Raw genomic sequence first — 17,376 nt, 5'->3', positions numbered from 1 at the left:
TTATTATGATGTAAACCTAGCGATATTAATATATTAAGTATACTTTGTTATTAAAGATTAGTACTATACTTTTGTATACTAATAATGAAATAATAATGAGTGATTTCAAGGAGTTAATAGATAGAGATAGGGTGCAACAGTGTCCACGCCATTATGTCCTGGCTTTAACGGACACTTTAAATGTCATAAATGGCAAATGGAAACTGCCGATAATTGCCTCACTGCTACATGGGAAAACCCGGTTTAAGGATTTGCAGGACAACATTGAGAAAATAACTCCCAGAATGTTATCAAAAGAACTTAAAGAATTGGAAATCAATGGAATTGTAGAACGCAAAGTATACAACCAAACGCCTGTATTAATAGAATATATTTTAACAGAGTCTGGGAAGAATATAACTAGTGTGATTGACTCAATGATTGATTGGGGGATGTTGCATAGAACCGAAGCTATCAAAAGTAGGTGGACCTGAAATCGTAGAGAATTTTATATAGTTCCTTCCACAAACTTAGGTATTGTTAATTTTTAACTGTATTCTGTCAATTTGGTTTAAATGTCTAAAGATATGATTGATGTAAAACACAAAGGTATCACCCAACTTTAACCTGAGCAAGCTTGAAATGGAAGTCTGAATTTTCACCTCGTTCAAGCTTATATTTCTTGAGTTGTTTAGCAAGTCCATGAGTTTAATTTGTTGATTAAGAAATCTGTCAATAACCATTTTATCAAGTATGGTATTCAGTGGATTTTTGTCTTTAAAAGTTTTCATTTTGTTTAGTTTTGCGTTGGGCAACATGCTTTTCGCAAAATAACTCCCTAAAAATCCGCTCTTAAATTCAAGGCTGGGTCTGGTGTTTGAGTTTTTTATTTTGTTTTCCATCTGGGGCAAATAAAAGTCACCATACAAGTTCAGATGCTCTAAACATTCTAAAATGTTCCATGAAATTTCGTTTTCTTTCCAGGTCAATGTATGGAGATCATAGGCTCTCAGTTTTTCAACCTTGTTTATAATTTGCCTGGTCTGGCCTAAAAGCGATTCTATTAATTTTTCAGATTGCATAATTTAAAAATTTATGCAAAAATCAACAATGCATTATTGAAAACTCTTGATTGAAGTCAAGACTTTTTTAATCGTGATAAGGTCTCTGCACTCATTCTTAAATAGTTTGCAATATATTTATTTGGAATTTCCTGAAAAAGCTGCGGACTTCTCTTTAAAACCCTTTCGTATCGTACTTTTGGCGAATTTGTTAAAATGTCAATTTCGCGTTCCATTTGCTGAATAACCAGCTTTTCTAAAATTGTAGTCCAAAAATTTCTATTGGTTTCAGTTTTTAAAAAATGGTCGATTTGATGCTTTGTAATAATTTTTACCACGGTCTTTTTAATCGCTTGAATATATAGGCCGGAAGGTTTGCCCGTCAAAAAAGAATCCAGCGAAAGAATTAAATTGTTTTTATAACCAAACCGAATTATTTGTTCTTCAAACTCATCCAAAACAAAAATCCTTAAACTTCCGCTCTCAACATAGTATATGTTTGTATCAATGCTTCCTTTCACTTTTAGAAATTCGTTTCTATCAATGGTTATTGTCCTCTCGGAAAGTTCAACTATTTCTTTCATTATCTGTCAATTTCATTAGGCTGAGCAGGGAGATTTTCAGCATTTAGAGTAAATTCTTTATAGTTGTCAATTTATAGGAGTCAATGCAAAAACACTATAATCAGAATTTTCTTTATTTGTTTCTGGTGATTGAAAAAAGTTAAATTTCATCAATAGCTTAATTGAATGCTGATTTTTGTTGTGAGTAAACGCGACTATTTTTTGAAACTGCAATGTCTGAAAAGAATAAGCAATAACTTCCTCTATCGCTTCTTTCATTATTCCCTGGCTTTGGAATTTTGTCATAAGCTCATACCCAATTTCGCAACTATTTTTTTCGTCTGAAAAGTCAAAAAGACAAATTGTCCCAACAAATGTTTTTGTTTTCGTCAGCGTAATTACCCAATAAATGGATTTGTTTTTTTGAATGTTATCATTAATCTTGCTGATAAAGCTTATTGCATCCTCAATTGTCTTGCTTGGTTCTCTGTCAAGATATTTGTTTATTTCTGTGTCAGAACGCAAAGCAAAAATATCTTGCTGGTCATCAATTGATAATTGTCTAAGAGTGAGCCTTTCAGTTGTCAGAACTGGGAAAGGGTTGAAATTTCTGTTTACCATTTTGTATGATCTATTTTGTTTACGTTGTGGCTGTCATAGCCTGACCGCTAACTCAAATATATACGAAAGTTTGAATAAACTTCATGGCCCATATTACAATGTATTTAAGGTCCAAACAGGAATATATAGTTTCTTTTTTAAATTCTAGAATTCCGCCTATTTTTGAGTTGGTGCCAATTGTAACAGACGATAGTAACAACATATGAAAACAATGCAAGACATACTATTTGACTTTATATCAAAATACGTTTCTCTGACAGATGAAGAGAAGAACGCAATACTTTCGTTAAACATATTCCGCTCTATTAAGAAAGGAACGACTTTACTCAAAGAAGGACAAAAATCGAAAGATAGCTACTTTGTTTTAAAAGGCTGCATTCGGACATATTATGTTTTAGATAGTGAAGAAAAAACTACTGCTTTCTATACAGAAATGGAAGCTTTGACCCCGCCTTGTGTAATAAGCAAAACTCCGTCCGAATATTATGTAAGTTGTATAGAAGACACGATACTTACTGTTTCAAATTCTGATATGGAAGTAGAAATAAACAGTAAATTTCCAAAGTTTGAAACCATATGCAGAATATTAGCTGAAGAACTTTTAGCTAAACAACAAATAGACTTTGATGAGTTTAAAACTTCTTCCCCTGAACAACGATACCTGAACTTAATACAAAAAAGACCCGACCTTCTTCAGCGTGTGCCACAGCATCAATTAGCGAGCTATTTAGGTGTCAAACCCCAATCTCTAAGCAGGTTAAGAGCAAGGATTGTAGGAAAAAATAAGGGATAGGGTTCATTTCTTAACTTAAGTGAACGAGTTATGGCATCTTGCCAATCTACCTTTGCATGATCATTTAACAACTAATAGTATTGATGTGCAAAAGAAAATTTTATTGTTCGCTTTGACCTTAATGATGGCAAGCATTTTACAAGTGAATGCACAATATGCCAAACAAGACAGTACTTATAAGAAGTATTTTGTTGGGAGTACATTCCTGATGTTAGGAAATTTTATTCCTAATGACCGAAATCCCCCTCATTTTATACAATTAAATGTTGGATATAGGATCACACCTAAAGATGTCGTTTTCTTAGAATTGAAAAGATCCAGGTTCGCTTACCCATTAGGCATCCCTTGGGGAAAATCATTTGACGCACCAGGAGAAAACTATCCCGGACACGTACGCCAAAATGTAATTGGATTAGCATACAATCGTTTTTGGTGGAAAGGATTATATACAGCCGTTCACGCAATGAATGCTTTTCAAAGATATTATGATGAGGATAATAAAAAGATTACAAATGGATTCACGTTATTTATGACCTACCGTTTGGGTTACCAGGTTAAACTATTTAAAAACCGTTTCTTTATAGAACCATCTATTGGTTTGACTCATTGGCCTATAAAAACCAATACACCACAACCTTTTGAAGAAAAGGAAAGTAAATGGCCTAAATACTTTGGTTTCGAACCCGGGCTTCATTTTGGGTTTAATTTTTAGCAATCTGACTGACAATTTAAACATCTTCACAACACCAATTGGCAAGTTTATATCAAACCACAATCATTAAGCAGGTTAAGATAAGAGCAAGGATGACACACTAGAGTTATTTAATAAGCTGATTTTAGCCTATAATGTACAAAAACGTACTTAAACGGTTTACTTTATAGCATGTAAAAATCATAACAAGGCCTCCTATCCTTTTTTTTATTGACAGAGAAATCCTAAATTAACAAAGCGAAGCGTTATTTTAATGCTCTAAAAAACTGATTTCTATGAAATTTTGGAATGTTTTAATTATACTTCGGATCATCTTTTTGTTATTTTTTGCGATTGGATTGCCACTCATTCTCCATTACGCAGGAAATCATCATCAAAGCGATTATCAGATGATTCATACATCTGCCAACGAAGCATTCATTTTGCTTGGCCTTGGCACAGCACTTTGGTTCATCGTATTTATCTATTACATTAAGGAATTTTTGATTAATCTTCTTTTGAAAAAAAATGACACTATTCAATTGTTGGAGTGCGGTGAAAAAAGAAAAGGAACGGCTTCGTACGAGTTTGAGTTTATGGACTCAAAGCCATATCAACGCCACTTTGAAGTGGGCAATACCATTGGGATAGATGGGCAGGTGGGGAATACCAAAACCATAGTGCTTACTGCGATTGGGCTGCTACTATTGATTGCTTTGGCAGCAGGAATATTGGTTTATACCTATATAAATGAAAGCCGGGGCTATGGTTGGCGGTATCTGTATTTTTGGCATCCTTACATCATGATTCCCGGTTCCTTTATTTTATATCTAGGTTTTTTATTTGGCACTGCCAATGATGTTTTTTCAAAATATTTGGACAAATTCGTAAAACCATAAATGTTACTTTTCGGGAAACGAGCCGAAGAGGTAATAGAATCTGTAACCATACAGGACTTAACGTAAACGATATGCCTCAAGTCCTGTTTAACATTTCATTTACCGATGACATGAGAAGGCAAAGACGTGCTTCGCCAAAATGGTCCAATTTGTTAAAGAAGTTTTTAAACCAAAAATCCCTCTCTACTTTCGTAAAGAGGGATTTGTACAGCGGGAATACTTTGAACATAGCCTGAGGCATCTTTAATCCCAGAAAAGTCATAAAAAAACCGGAATCGATGTGTTCGATTCCGGTTAGTACCCAGCGCCGGAGTCGAACCGGCACGGTTTCCCACAGGTGTTTGAGACCAGCGCGTCTACCAATTCCGCCAGCTGGGCATTTGCTTTGTTAGCGGGTTGCAAATGTATAAAACACAATCCTAATTACCAACAAATATTTTTAATTTTCTTCTTTCAGCTTTTTATCGACAATAAACGGTGCAAAAGGCAGTAGTGAAGCCGCTCCAATCATAGCCGTCTTGCTAAACTTCCATTTATATTCCTGCCATGCCATGATCAGGATCACAATATACAGAACAAACAGTAAACCATGCGCCCAGCCAGTATATTTCACAAACAAAGGCATTCCTGCCCAATACTTCAATGGCATTGCTACAAATAACAACAAGAGATACGAGATCCCTTCAGCAACAGCAACTTTTCTAAAAATGGATAGTGTAGTCATATAAATGGGTTTGAAGCGCAAAAGTACCTCAAACAAACATTGTAAAAAAGCCCAAACCGGCTTTTTTACAATGTGATAACACCTAAATTGCCGATTCGGCTTTCTGAATACTTTCCCGGATCCGGTATAAGTACTTATTTCGGTAATATAAATCCTTTATAGCAGTCAGCAGACGAGTCTGGCCTTCTACATCCTCTGATTCAAATGAAGCCGTCAGTGCGCCTATTTTGCCGCTTAATTCTTTTTCTATTCCATCCACCTCAACCTTCAATGCAGCTAAACGTTCTGCATCAGGATCAAACTGCAGGTCCATCAGACTTTCGTTCACATCCATCATTTCCATCAGGAAACCCTGGGGAAGCTTATAGTTCTCCCCTTCTGTCAACAACCCTTTCAACTCCAGGATATAATGCAGTCTCTTTTGCGGATCACTCAAAACCTGGTACGCTTTATTATTTACGGTACTCAGTTCCAATACTTCTTCCTGCTTCTCCTCACTTTCATTGATATAAAAATCAGGATGATACTTTTTACTCAGCTCATAGAACTTCTTTTTCACTAAGCCAGCATCAGGATTGAAGCTTACCGGTAAACCGTAAAATTCAAAATAATCTGTCATCTTCTTAAGCTTTGAAGAAGACCTTGAAGAGGTCATTCCCCAACACAAATACCATCAACGCCAGTAGCATCACAAAACCTACGATCTGAGCGCGTTCCAGGAACTTATCACTAAGTGGTTTTCCTTTCACCATCTCGATCAGCAGGAAAATCACGTGCCCACCATCTAAAGCGGGGATAGGAAGCAAGTTCATAAATGCCAGTGCAATTGAAATAAAGCCTGTAGAAGCCCAGAACCTTGCCCAGATCCACTCACCGCCGTAAACTTTACGTGCGATCTCCACAGGGCCGGAAAATGCCTTGTTTGCTTTGATCTTTCCGGTTAGTACTTTCCAGATTCCTTTACCGTTATCACTGAATGTTTTCCAGGCCTGCTCTGCACCGATAGGCAATGCAGCAAAGAAACCATACTTAATCGTTTCCTGTTTAATCTCATTCACGTTAAATGCAAAACCAATGGTACCAGCGGTATCTACAGGGATTTTATAATCCAGTGTTTTTCCGGAACGGTTCACTTTAAAATCTGCTGTTTTTCCTTTATATTTTTCAACTTCTTCCCTGAGGTCCACGTTTGATTTAACAGGCACATTATTAACCGCAAGGATCTTATCTCCTTTTAAAAGACCTGCTTTAGCCGCAGCTCTTCCCGCTACCACACTGTCTACTGTGGTACTCAATAGCGGCGCCCTGCTGATAAACTCTTCAATGCCAAGATCAGAAACCTTGTTCAGGATATTATCAGGAACTTTAACATCTAATGTTTTTCCATTACGGATAAGCGTCAGTGTGGTATTGCCCAGTAAAACTTTAGAGCTGATCAGTTCTTCAAAACGGATCACCTTTTTACCGTTTACTGCGATCACCTTATCCCCTCTTTGCAGACCAATCTCTTTACCGATTTCCCCAGGATTGATTCCATTCATTACAGAGCTGTTTGGAATATAGGTTTCTCCATATTTGAAAGTCATCATCCAGAAGATGAAAATACCTACAACAATATTGACGAATACCCCGCCCAGCATCACGATTAAACGTTGCCATGCTGGTTTAGACCGGAATTCCCAGGGCTGTGCTGGCTGTTTCATCTGCTCAGTGTCCATAGACTCATCGATCATCCCTGCAATTTTCACATAGCCACCCAATGGCAGCCATCCTATTCCATATTCACAATCACCACGTTTGAAGCTAAACAATTTGACACCCCAGGCATCAAAAAATAAGTAAAACTTCTCTACTTTAATTCCAAAGGCACGCGCCGCCAGAAAATGTCCTAATTCGTGTAAAATTACCAGTATCGATAACCCCAGAAGCAACTGGGCCGCCATAATCAATCCGCTCATATCTTATTTTAATGTTTTTATTTTGATTCGTTAAATTCTATTTTGTTACTAATTGGTTGGCAAATATACGGGTATGCTGATCCGTTTCTAAATAATTATTCAGGCCTGGTTGCTCGATAAACCCTATTTCCTGCATACATTGCTCAATCACGTCACTCATTTGTAAAAAGCCAATCTGGTCCTGTAAAAAGGCATTAACTACGACCTCATTAGCTGCGTTGATGATACAAGGCATGTTTCCGCCCTTTCTCAACGCACTATAGGCCAGGTCCAGATTTCTAAAGGTATCATTATCCGCTTTATAGAAGCTCAGTTCCGGATAGTCCAGAAAGTTAAAACGTGTAAAGTCTGTGCTTATTCTATGAGGATAGGCCAAAGCATAATGAATCGGCAGCCTCATATCAGGTACGCCCATTTGGGCTTTCATTGAACCGTCTTTAAATTGTGCGATGGAGTGGATAATCGATTGGGGATGTACAATCACATCAATCTGATCTGCTTCCAGGTCAAACAGCCATTTCGCTTCAATCACTTCCAGCCCTTTGTTCATTAAGGATGCAGAATCAATAGTGATTTTCGCTCCCATCACCCAATTGGGATGTTTCAAGGCCTGAGCTTTGGTTACATTGGCTAGAAATTCCCGGTCCTTGCCCCTGAAAGGGCCTCCTGATGCAGTCAGGTAAACCTTTTCTACAGACTCATTTCCTTCACCTACCAGGCATTGGAAAATTGCAGAATGCTCTGAATCTACAGGAATGATATTTACGTTGTGTTTTTTTGCCAGACGTGTAATCAGATCACCAGCTACGACCAGTGTTTCTTTATTGGCAAGGGCAATGTCTTTTCCGGCTTCAATAGCAGCAATAGTAGGCCTAAGGCCTACTGCACCTACAATTGCGGTAAGAACCAGCTCTACCTGGTCTAAGGAAGCGGCTTCACATAAAGCCTCTTCTCCGGCCAATACACGGATCGCTGTCCCTGACAAAGCAGCTTTTACTTCCTGATATTGATTTTCATCACCGATCACCACCACATCCGGCAGGAACGTTAAAGCCTGACTGATTAATAAAGTGGCATTCGATTGAGCGGTCAGCACTAATACCTTGTATAATCCCGGATTTGCCTGGACTACAGCTAAGGCCTGGGTTCCTACAGAACCCGTAGCGCCTAATATGGCTATATTTTTCAATTAGATTCTCCCTGTTGTTCGCCTTCATGACGAATTGTAAAACTACTTAAATCATCTGCAATCTTCCTATCATTTGATAAACGGGGAACTTTATTTTGTCCACCCAGCTTACCTTGTCCTCTCATATAGTTCACAAATGCGTCTTTTTGAAGGGAACGGATGATTAAAGGCTGCAGTATTTTTCCTTCAATGAGGTCAAAATAGTAAATATTCTTCTTTTGCAAAGCCTGATCTACCTTTTTACTAAAGGCCTGCAGGTCTTTGGGCGCAGCAGAGAATTCCACAAACCACTCATGGTAAGGCAACTCCCCTTGTGGGGTACTCACTTGCGGGGCTACAGTAAATTCTGTAATACCTACCCCCTCTTCATTGGCAACGGATAAAATCGCATGTTCTACTTCCTCTCCGATCACATGCTCTCCAAAAGCAGAAATGAAATGCTTGATCCTGCCGGTTACCATAATCTTATAAGGATTTTTGGAAACAAACTTAATGGTATCACCAATACTATATCCCCATAACCCTGCATTGGTGTTCAGGATTAAGGCATAATTCGTTTCCAGTTCTACTTCTCCCAGACTTAGCCGTGTTGGATCATCATTATAATACTCGTCTGCCGGAATAAACTCGTAAAACATACCTGCTTTGGCCAGGAGCAATAAACTCTTGTCCTGCTGACTGTCCTGATAGGCAATAAAGCCTTCCGAAGCCGGATAAGTTTCAATAGCGTCGATCTTCTTCCCGATACTCTCTTCAATTTTCGCACGGTAAGGTTCATAATTTACGCCACCATATACAAAGAGACTAAATTCAGGGAAGATCTCTTTGATTTTTTTTCCTCCGGATTGCGCTGCAAGTTTATCAAAGTACATTTGCACCCATGGTGGAATTCCGGAGATCAGCGTCATATTCTGATGAAAAGTTTCCGCAACAATTGCGTCTACTTTCTCTTCCCAGTCTTCAATACAATTGGTTTCATAAGAAGGAAGACGGTTTTTCTGTAAATATTTAGGGACCAGGTGGGCAACAATACCGGATAAGCGGCCTACATTGATGCCATTCTTTTTATGCATCACCGGGCTTCCCTGTAAAAAGATCATCTTTCCATTGATGAACTTCACCTTCCCTGTTTCATGGATATAAGTCAATAATGCATTTCTGGCCGCTTTGATGTGCTCTGGCATAGATTCCCTGGAGATGGGAATATATTTTACGCCGGACGTGGTACCTGAAGTCTTGGCAAAATATTCTGGTTTACCCTTCCACATCACATCCGTTTCACCAGCCACCACCCGGTCGATATAAGTCCTCAGTCCTTCATAATCCCTGATGGGTACATTCTTCTTGAAGTCTTCATAATTGCGGATGTTTCCGAAATTATGGTCTTTACCGAAAGCAGTATCTTTTGCGGAGTCAATGAGCTGTGTCAGGATGTTATGCTGTGCACTGACTGCATTTTTTTTCCATTTATTGATGCCCTTTACAACAAGAGCAGCAAACGGTTTACTTAATGCCGCTTTTAATCCCATAAACGAGTATTAAACTATATTGTGTAAAATGTCCGGTTCTCCCTCTCCTTTGTACTCACTCACCATTTTGCGATAAGCAATGGTCAGGGCAACACTGGATAAAGGAACAATGATAAAGGAACTCAGGATATTTAAAAGAAAGGCGATGATCGGCCATTTAATGTAACCAAAAAACATACACAACAGGTAAAAACTACCCAATACCAATAACAACAAGAGGATTTTGGTAAAGTTTCCACGTGTAGTAGCCAGACTATATTTAATGGAAGCAAAAGGCGCCAGGTTCTTATCCAGAATAAAGAAAGGATAAAAAGAAATCCTTACCCACGTAATCAGCATGGCAATGATTCCGATAGAAATGGCAATATTGGTAATGATCTCCATTCTGATCCCCGTATAAATAAACGGAAAGGCAACCAGGATCACCACGGTATACACCCCTGCAATACAAAGGATGAAATACAACATGCCAATCAGGAATTTAATAATCTGTTTCTTGGTAGGAATGGTACTCACAATGCTCACATCATGCTCCTCATCGTCCAGTAAATGGAAGATGTAGCGGAACAGGGAAAGATTAATCGTGAAATAGAACATGATGAATACCAGTGCCATTAAAACACTTAGTCCTTTATTCACGTCTTTCAGGAAAAATGCCATGAGGCCTGAAGCGTTGGAAGTAATGAACATCAGAAAGCATAATGTAGCGATAGAAAAGTAATTCCTTCTGGTCACTGCCCATGCTTTAACAATCACCTCATTAACTGTAAATGTACTCTCCTTTAAAAAATTTATCATTGTTGTTTAAATACTACACGCTTAAAAAAATCCTGCATAAACCCTAACCCATAAGCGGTTAGTTGAATAAACGATGCAATTATACTAAAAAATGCAACCTTTACCGTCTTATTGACCTGCCAGGAATGAAAAAAGATCATCACAAAGTATACCAATAATATAAAATTACAGATATAAGCCAAAGGTGGCCAAATGATGTTCATTAATACACTAAAGAGTACAAAACAAGTAAAAGCTGCCGGAAAAAAATGTACTAATTTCAACTCGGAAGGAAAATGTTTGTAAATATTGATCCTTGCTCTTCCAAAAAAGTGTAGTTGTTTGTAAAACTGACTAAAACTTGTTCGTCTTTTATGAAAAACTTTAGCCGCAGGAATTAAACCGATCTTAAATCCGCTTTCATGAATCCTGATGCTGTATTCGATATCTTCTCCCAAACGGGTCAGAATAAATCCACCCGCTTTTTCATATACTTCGCGGGATACCCCCATGTTGAAGCTCCGGGGATGGAATTGTCCGATGTGCTTTTTATTGCCTCTGATACCACCTGTAGTAAACGGGGAAGTCATGGCGTAGCTGATGGCTTTTTGTACGGGGGTAAAGGTTTCGTGCGCCGCATCTGGTCCGCCATAAGCGTCCAGTTTGTGTTCAAACAGATAATTCTTTACAATTTCCAGGTAGTCTTCCGGAATCAGACAGTCAGAATCAAAGATCACAAAGTAATCTCCAGTAGCCCGCTCAAAACCATAGTTCCTGGCAAAGCCCTGCCCCGCATTGGGTTTGAAGAAGTATTTTACATCCAGTGAATCCTCATATTTCTGAACAATCGCTTTTGCATCATGGCTAGAACCATCTTCAATCACCAGTACTTCAAACTGCGTATAGGTTTGACGGGTAAGCGTGCTTAGCAATTCATTAATCTCCTGAGGTCGGTTATAAAGTGGTATAATTATAGAAAAAAACATGAATTAAGTGATCTCCTTTTCTATCAGATAAGCATTTCTTTCAGGCGCATTACGGGTAACCAACTCTGCCACAAATCCGGTAAGAAAAAGCTGAGAGCCGAGTATAATGGCGACCAATGAGATATAAAATAAAGGCTGCTCGGTCACATCCCTTTTATAAGGGATCAGCATGGCAATGTGGTAGAGTTTCTCTCCAATCAGCCATAAAGCCATGAAAGTTCCAAGCAGAAAGCTGAATACACCCAATGAACCAAAGAAGTGCATCGGCCTTTTACCAAACTTACCAACGAAAAAGATCGACAATAAATCCAGGAAGCCATTGACAAAACGACTGAGGCCAAATTTGGTCACTCCGTATTTTCTGGCCCTGTGCTCTACTACCTGTTCTCCGATTTTTTTGAATCCTGCCCATTTTGCAATCACCGGAATATAACGGTGCATCTCTCCGTACACTTCAATCGTTTTCACCACATCATGACGGTAGGCTTTTAGTCCGCAGTTGAAATCGTTCAGTTTTATGCCCGACATCTTTCTGGTGGCAGCATTAAATAATTTTGTAGGAATGGTCTTGGTAATCGGGTCGTAGCGTTTCTTTTTCCATCCGGAGATGATGTCCAGTTTTTCCTCTTTGATCCTGCGAAACAATTCCGGGATCTCGTCCGGACTGTCCTGTAAATCCGCGTCCATCGTAATCACCACATCGCCCTGCGCAGCTTCAAAAGCAACATTCAGTGCAGCAGATTTACCGTAGTTTCTTCTGAACTTAATACCTTTTACGGCATCAAACTGAGTTTTCAAATCCTCAATTACTGACCAGGAAGAATCCGTACTTCCATCATCAACAAACAGGATTTCATAAGAGAAATTGTTTTCAGCCATTACTTTGGCAATCCAGGATGTTAACTCAGGAAGAGACTCGTCTTCATTATATAAAGGAACTACAATAGAAATATCCATGACTTAATAACGTGCTAAAAAAAAGCAACGTGCAAATTTCATCAAATAAAATGATAAAACTGCACGTTGCAATATTAATTGTTTTAGAATTACTCTTCAACTCCTGATTTAAAAAGCGGAGGATTCTTTTTAAGAATGGCAGCAAGGATCAATGCAATTACACTATAAATTGCCAGACCTACGCCAAAGCTGGTGATGATATTTTTAGGCGTAATCTTTAGCTTCTCTTCCATACTTCCCGCTTTTGCCAATGCCTCATCGATCTGTTCATCAGACATTCCCATTTTACCCATCATACTCCGCTGACTTTCTTCCATTGCTGCCGCAGCTTTAGCTGGAAGTCCCGGGTCAATCACTGTCATTAACAGAATGTTATAAAGTGTAGTCGCCGCTGTAAGGATAAGGGCAATGATCAGAAATGATTTAAATGCATCACCAAAGCTCCAGTATCCGCCTAACTCAGTCCGGATAGACTTGCCAGAATACACCAGCAAACTAATGCAAAGCACGAATATTCCAATCTGCACCCAGAAATTGGTATAAGGCATCATCGGATTGATAAAATGGATAACCAGGGAAAGCACCACAATCACAATTGCAATGATGACACCATTTTTAGCAGATAATTGGTTAAGAGTCGCTGTTTCTTTCATGTTCTTTTGAATTGATGAATAGTTTAGTTTTTGTTAAAATTAGCAATTAACGAATAAACTGCAACATCAAACGATTTATTTGGGCTAAACTCCTGTAAGTCTTTCAATACTTGTTCATTTTCTTTTGGCTGATGGAAGAAGGCCATAAAAGGAATAAATAAGTCTTCCATTTCTTCGCCTATTTCAATCATTCCAACATGACTACAGATATCTTCGATACTGCTCTCTACCAGGTTCTGGTTGCTGATGAGGTCTTCGTAGATATGAAATTCGTCTTGAAATTCATCTTCTTCTACCAGCAAGAATTCTTTCAGGAAGTCGCCCAGCTCTGGTTTAATGCGCTCATCATGGCATTCATTGATGTACAACAACAGATTTAAAAGCTCGGTACCTCTTTCAATGGTCTCCTCTTCAATATCTGCCCACTCATCTGATTCCAGGTAATCTTCTTCCAGCTTCTTCACGTCACTGGCGAAGAAATTGATCATCAGCAGGTCAAAGAAAACTTCTCTTAACTCCTCAAAAACAGGATATTCGTTAAACACTTCGTCGAATTCCGCTACTTTTTCCAGGAAGCCAAGATCCTTACTAAATACTTCGATCAACCCTTCTTCTAATTTGATGGAATCCTTTCCAGATACCGCAGCAAATTTATCTAACGACGCAATCAGCGCTGTTCTTACATGATTATCCATATGCTTGTAATTGTTTGTTATTATATACCAGTTGAACTTTACCGGTTAATTTTTTATTCAAAAGTGGCGAATTTGCCGATTTTGACTGATTATTTGTGGTATTGTATTCCCATTCCTTTGCCGGATGATAAACAGTGAAGTTTGCTTCAGCATTCTCTTCGATCACAGGCACCGGAAGGTTTAATAGTTTGCGGGGATTGACAGACAGCTTTTCTGCAATCTGACCGGCATCAAGTCCGGCTTTGATCAACAATGGTAAAACTGTTTGCAGGGCAATGATTCCATACGACGCAATCTCAAATTCTACAGCTTTAAATTCAATCTCCTGCGGACGGTGTTGTGAACATACCGCATCAATGGTTCCGTCTTTTAAGCCATTCAATAAGGCTTTGATATCGGACTTTCCACGCAATGGAGGTTTCACTTTGTAATTGCTGTCGAAATCGTTTAACAACTCTTCGGTAAATACCAGATAATGTGCAGCGACATCACAGCTGATCTTTACTCCGTCTTTTTTTGCCTTTTTAATCAACGCTACCGATCCGGCAGTAGTAATGTTGCTGATGTGTAGCGGAGCATCATGGTAAGTAGCAAGGAAAATATCTCTGCTGATGTGCATTTCTTCGGCTAAGGCAGGCACACCTTTCATTCCTAAGAGTACACTGGTTTTGCTTTCATTGATCTGTGATTTGCCGGCAATGGATTTATTTTCCGGATGAACCATCATCAGTCCATTAAAGCCTTTAACATATTGCAGGGCACGGCTCATGAAACCATCATCTGTAATCGGCTTGCTGCCATCAGAGAAGGCTATCGCACCAGATTGTTTCATATCGTACATTTCTGCCAGTTCTTTACCTTCCAGATCATGACTTACCGCACCTATTGGTAATACTTGTACCAGATTTCCTTTTGCTTTGTTGAGGATATAGGCCACCTCTCCTTTGGAATGAACCACGGGTTTGGTGTGTGGCAGAACAGCCAATCCGGTAAAACCTCCTGACATTGCCGCTTTGGTCGCCGTTTCTATATCTTCTTTGGTTTCGAATCCCGGATCTCCGATGGAGCAGTTCAGGTCAAAGAATCCGGGGGATAAAATTGCACCGGTTCCATCAAAAACTTCTTCCTGATTTGCAGGCTTCAGGTTATTCCCAATAGCAGTAATCTTGCCCTGTTCTACACGTACATCACAAGTTTTTTGATTGAACTGGCTGTTTGGGTCGGCAATAGTTACGCCAGTGATGAGAAGATTCATGGTGTTTGTGTGTTTTTTGTTTTATTAAAAAATCGGATCAATAGTATTTCAATGGCTAAAAAAACAACAGCCAAAATTAGGCAAAGTTTCCATAACTCTACGCTGTTATTTTTTGCCTGAATATTTAAAGACATGGCATCTTTCTGAGAATTATATAGAGCGATCTTCTGTTTGCCAAATAAGCTGCTCAGGTTTTGGTCTGTGGCATAATGCATATCAGACTCTCTTCTGTTATCGTTGAAGGCAACCACGGCTAATACGGAATCGGCTTTCTTCAGGTCGTAGAAACCAGGTTTACGAATCTGATCGGCTACGTATAAAAGGGTTTTCCCAGGCATTTGTCTGACTTCAGGAATGACCTCTACCCCATTTGATTTTAAGGTTAAAGATTGATTGGCACCTAAAGAGATCTTTTCATGCTCCAGCAGATCGCTCTGTCCTGAAGTATAGTATAAAGGCAGTTCTTTGGCACTTGAAAAAGCAATTTTAAGCATCATAGGTACAAATACCGGATGTCTGGACAGGTTGCCATCTTTAGGATCGAGCGAGCTGGCTGCCAGGTACATTTTTCCCGCTCCGGATGCATACCTGGCAAAAAGAAACTGACCCAATGGCAATTGGAGAATCCCCTGTTTCCCTCCCGCGTTCCGTTCCAGATAACTGAAATAACGGTTTACAACGGGAAGATCCATATTGGCAGGAACCTGATCAAACACATCTTTAAAGATGGGGTCTTTGAGTTCGATACTACTCGCAATAGCTGGTCCGGAATTGAGTTGTTTTACTGCAGGCAGAGATAAGGCAGTTAAAAATGGCGTATATATCGCACCATTGGCATCCAGATCAGGAAAGATCACTATGGATCCTCCGTTTTGCACATAGCTTTTCAATTGTTGTGCAAGTCCGGATGAAGGTTGCTTTAAGCCACTGAGTACAATAAGGCTATATTCAGGAAAACTGGAATATTTGATATTCGCCTCTGGCATTTCACTGAGCTTAAAATAAGGATCGGCAGCAAACAGGGATTTAATAAACTTCTGCGAAGGGTCTCCGCTGATGTTCAATACTTTCATCTCGGTATTTACCTGGAAGCTGAAGTTGAGCTCATCGTCAAAGGTGAGTGGAAAGTCTTTTATTTTCAGTACTCCTTTTTGCCATCCTTTTTGCAATCCACTAAAGGATAGCGTGTCTTTCACAGATTTGCCAGCAGGAACTTTAGTATTACTAATGGCTTTTTGTTGTTGATTGATAGTCAGTTTAATGGGAATATCGGTTGCATCTTCTTCTCCGTAATTGTGGAGCTGAACAACAAGCTGCTCCGCCTGATTGGGTTGATGCACGGGCGATAAGCTCCATACACTGTCTACCGAAATATTAGGAAGGCTGTTTGCATTTAATTTAATGAAGGAATACCGGACGTCTTTATCTGCCTGAATGGGCTGACTGCCGACAAAGCTTTGCTGGAAATCCGACAATAGGTAAGCGATCTGATTCCTGTTGGCCCCACTTTCACGTTGCAGCCTGTTGACCACTTGCTGCAGACTTCTGCTGGCAGGGGAAATCCTGATTTCGTCCAGCAGCCGAATAAACTCTTCTTTGTTGACTGCCCGCTGATGTTTGCTGTCAAAGTCATTGCTGAGCAACTGAAACTGATCGTTGAGCTGATAGGCTGCCGCAATCTCCTTGGCTTTTCTTTTGGCTTCATCGAGCAAGTTTCCTTCTTTGTTGACCGTCTCCATGCTATAAGAGTTGTCAATATAGACGCTGATCAGGTTTCTTCTGCCGGGATCTCCGGCGGAAGATAAAGGAATAAAAGGCCTGGCAAAAGCAAGGACCAGAAAGATCACCGCAAGGATCCTGCTGATGAGGACAAGTAAGTGTTTAAGCTTTTCCCTGGAGGAGTTCTGTTCTTTGGCTTCCTTTAAGAATTGTACATTACTAAAATATACTTTCTTGAATTTCCTGAAATTAAATAAGTGAATTGCAATAGGAATGGCTATTGCCAGCAGTGCAAAAAGAAAACCTGGGTATAGGAAATTCATTAAA

The 17,376-nt window shown here is 39.3% G+C and carries 19 protein-coding genes and 1 tRNA gene; 4 read left to right on the top strand and 16 right to left on the bottom strand.

The window, feature by feature from the left end; translation table 11 throughout:
* Positions 1–95 precede the first annotated feature (95 nt).
* Entirely contained in the window at positions 96–473 is a 378-nt protein-coding gene (locus BFS30_RS15050; protein WP_069380043.1) for a winged helix-turn-helix transcriptional regulator, read from the top strand.
* 36 nt (positions 474–509) lie between these two features.
* Here BFS30_RS15050 and BFS30_RS15045 read toward each other — a convergent pair whose 3' ends face one another.
* The 3 genes from BFS30_RS15045 to BFS30_RS15035 all read right to left on the bottom strand — a co-directional run bounded on the left by BFS30_RS15045 (position 510) and on the right by BFS30_RS15035 (position 2,224).
* A complete protein-coding gene (locus BFS30_RS15045; RefSeq protein WP_069380042.1) occupies positions 510–1,061 on the bottom strand; it encodes a DinB family protein in 552 nt (183 codons plus the stop codon).
* Between the two features lie 56 nt (positions 1,062–1,117).
* Positions 1,118–1,624, bottom strand: a complete 507-nt coding sequence (locus BFS30_RS15040) for a Crp/Fnr family transcriptional regulator (RefSeq protein WP_069380041.1) — start codon at positions 1,622–1,624, stop codon at positions 1,118–1,120.
* 66 nt (positions 1,625–1,690) lie between these two features.
* Positions 1,691–2,224, bottom strand: a complete 534-nt coding sequence (locus tag BFS30_RS15035) for a GNAT family N-acetyltransferase (RefSeq protein WP_069380040.1) — start codon at positions 2,222–2,224, stop codon at positions 1,691–1,693.
* A 202-nt stretch (positions 2,225–2,426) separates the two neighbouring features.
* Here BFS30_RS15035 and BFS30_RS15030 point away from each other — a divergent pair, with 202 nt between their 5' ends.
* From BFS30_RS15030 to BFS30_RS15020, 3 genes are all read left to right on the top strand, one after another.
* The gene (locus BFS30_RS15030) at positions 2,427–3,017 is read left to right on the top strand and encodes a Crp/Fnr family transcriptional regulator (RefSeq protein ID WP_208602977.1); all 591 of its coding nucleotides are present in this window, start codon (positions 2,427–2,429) and stop codon (positions 3,015–3,017) included.
* A 19-nt stretch (positions 3,018–3,036) separates the two neighbouring features.
* Positions 3,037–3,729: a hypothetical protein gene (locus BFS30_RS15025; protein ID WP_208602976.1), complete on the top strand. Its 693-nt coding sequence runs from the start codon at positions 3,037–3,039 to the stop codon at positions 3,727–3,729.
* Positions 3,730–4,004: 275 nt separating this feature from the next.
* The gene (locus BFS30_RS15020) at positions 4,005–4,607 is read left to right on the top strand and encodes a hypothetical protein (RefSeq protein WP_069380038.1); all 603 of its coding nucleotides are present in this window, start codon (positions 4,005–4,007) and stop codon (positions 4,605–4,607) included.
* A gap of 298 nt (positions 4,608–4,905) precedes the next feature.
* Here BFS30_RS15020 and BFS30_RS15010 read toward each other — a convergent pair.
* The 13 genes from BFS30_RS15010 to BFS30_RS14950 all read right to left on the bottom strand — a co-directional run bounded on the left by BFS30_RS15010 (position 4,906) and on the right by BFS30_RS14950 (position 17,372).
* Positions 4,906–4,985, bottom strand: a tRNA-Leu gene (locus tag BFS30_RS15010).
* A gap of 61 nt (positions 4,986–5,046) precedes the next feature.
* Positions 5,047–5,331 carry a DUF3817 domain-containing protein gene (locus BFS30_RS15005; protein ID WP_069380036.1) on the bottom strand — a complete coding sequence of 95 codons (285 nt, stop codon included), beginning with the start codon at positions 5,329–5,331 and terminating at the stop codon, positions 5,047–5,049.
* A gap of 82 nt (positions 5,332–5,413) precedes the next feature.
* The gene (gene hscB / locus BFS30_RS15000) at positions 5,414–5,950 is read right to left on the bottom strand and encodes a Fe-S protein assembly co-chaperone HscB (RefSeq protein WP_069382453.1); all 537 of its coding nucleotides are present in this window, start codon (positions 5,948–5,950) and stop codon (positions 5,414–5,416) included.
* 4 nt (positions 5,951–5,954) lie between these two features.
* Positions 5,955–7,289, bottom strand: a complete 1,335-nt coding sequence (gene rseP / locus BFS30_RS14995; RefSeq protein ID WP_069380035.1) for an RIP metalloprotease RseP — start codon at positions 7,287–7,289, stop codon at positions 5,955–5,957.
* 37 nt (positions 7,290–7,326) lie between these two features.
* Positions 7,327–8,478: a 1-deoxy-D-xylulose-5-phosphate reductoisomerase gene (locus BFS30_RS14990; RefSeq protein WP_069380034.1), complete on the bottom strand. Its 1,152-nt coding sequence runs from the start codon at positions 8,476–8,478 to the stop codon at positions 7,327–7,329.
* The gene (locus BFS30_RS14985) at positions 8,475–10,007 is read right to left on the bottom strand and encodes a GH3 auxin-responsive promoter family protein (RefSeq protein ID WP_069380033.1); all 1,533 of its coding nucleotides are present in this window, start codon (positions 10,005–10,007) and stop codon (positions 8,475–8,477) included. The genes BFS30_RS14990 and BFS30_RS14985 overlap by 4 nt, the downstream gene beginning before the upstream one ends.
* A 9-nt stretch (positions 10,008–10,016) precedes the next feature.
* Positions 10,017–10,805 carry a hypothetical protein gene (locus BFS30_RS14980; protein WP_069380032.1) on the bottom strand — a complete coding sequence of 263 codons (789 nt, stop codon included), beginning with the start codon at positions 10,803–10,805 and terminating at the stop codon, positions 10,017–10,019.
* Entirely contained in the window at positions 10,802–11,770 is a 969-nt protein-coding gene (locus BFS30_RS14975; RefSeq protein ID WP_069380031.1) for a glycosyltransferase, read from the bottom strand. Before BFS30_RS14975 ends, BFS30_RS14980 begins: the two co-directional genes overlap by 4 nt.
* Before the next feature lie 3 nt (positions 11,771–11,773).
* Positions 11,774–12,727, bottom strand: coding sequence for a glycosyltransferase family 2 protein (locus BFS30_RS14970; protein ID WP_069380030.1), 954 nt, complete (start codon positions 12,725–12,727; stop codon positions 11,774–11,776).
* Positions 12,728–12,816: 89 nt separating this feature from the next.
* The gene (locus BFS30_RS14965; RefSeq protein WP_069380029.1) at positions 12,817–13,380 is read right to left on the bottom strand and encodes a DUF4199 domain-containing protein; all 564 of its coding nucleotides are present in this window, start codon (positions 13,378–13,380) and stop codon (positions 12,817–12,819) included.
* Between the two features lie 23 nt (positions 13,381–13,403).
* Entirely contained in the window at positions 13,404–14,075 is a 672-nt protein-coding gene (locus BFS30_RS14960; RefSeq protein ID WP_069380028.1) for a hypothetical protein, read from the bottom strand.
* Positions 14,068–15,330: a dihydroorotase gene (locus BFS30_RS14955; RefSeq protein WP_069380027.1), complete on the bottom strand. Its 1,263-nt coding sequence runs from the start codon at positions 15,328–15,330 to the stop codon at positions 14,068–14,070. The genes BFS30_RS14960 and BFS30_RS14955 overlap by 8 nt, the downstream gene beginning before the upstream one ends.
* Complete coding sequence (locus tag BFS30_RS14950) at positions 15,327–17,372, bottom strand: vWA domain-containing protein (protein WP_069380026.1); 2,046 nt, start codon at positions 17,370–17,372, stop codon at positions 15,327–15,329. The genes BFS30_RS14955 and BFS30_RS14950 overlap by 4 nt, the downstream gene beginning before the upstream one ends.
* Positions 17,373–17,376 lie beyond the last annotated feature (4 nt).

The sequence above is a fragment of the Pedobacter steynii genome (genome assembly GCF_001721645.1).
Lineage (GTDB): Bacteria > Bacteroidota > Bacteroidia > Sphingobacteriales > Sphingobacteriaceae > Pedobacter > Pedobacter steynii_A.
This window is presented reverse-complemented; position numbering and strand designations above follow the sequence as displayed.